At 43.5% G+C, this 758-nt stretch carries 1 pseudogene; it reads right to left on the bottom strand.

Annotation, left to right across the window (positions count from 1 at the left end):
• Nucleotides 1-758, bottom strand: a pseudogene (locus tag HNV08_RS16215) (hypothetical protein); the annotation flags it as partial.

Here is a 758-nt window from a genome sequence, read left to right on the forward strand (position 1 = left end):
GTATACGGACCATTTCCACCCGTGGTAGAGGCAGTCGCAGTGCCATCGTCACATCCTTGCGCAGAAGTAGCATTAACTTTATCAACAGACAGGCTTAAAGCACTAGGTTCTGTAATTTCAATACTATGTACAACAGGATCACAAGACGATCCATCCATAGTAACACTAACGGTATAGTTCCCCGCAGCGACATTAGAAATCGTACTAGTCGTAACACCAGCATCGGTATCGCCATTAGACCATGTAAAGGTAAAAGTAGCAGATGGATTTACTACAGAGCTTGCAGAGACTGTAGCTGCACCAGTAGTATCGCCATTACAAAGTACATTTGTAATGGTACCTGATGTGGTTGCAGTATCACAATCATCGGTACATGAAATAGTAATAGTTTGTGTCGCTGTACAATCATTGGCATCCGTTACTACAACGGTATGATTCCCTACAGTTAATCCACTCACAGAAGCATCTGTAGAATTACCAGCCGATGCGGACCATAAATAAGTATACGGACCATTTCCACCCGTGGTAGAGGCAGTCGCAGTGCCATCGTCACATCCTTGCGCAGAAGTAGCATTAACTTTATCAACAGACAGGCTTAAAGCACTAGGTTCTGTAATTTCAATACTATGTACAACAGGATCACAAGACGATCCGTCCATAGTAACACTAACGGTATAGTTCCCCGCAGCGACATTAGAAATCGTACTAGTCGTAACACCAGCATCGGTATCGCCATTAGACCATGTAAAGGTAAAAGT

The organism is Winogradskyella eckloniae, from assembly GCF_013249045.1.
Taxonomy (GTDB): Bacteria; Bacteroidota; Bacteroidia; order Flavobacteriales; family Flavobacteriaceae; genus Winogradskyella; species Winogradskyella eckloniae.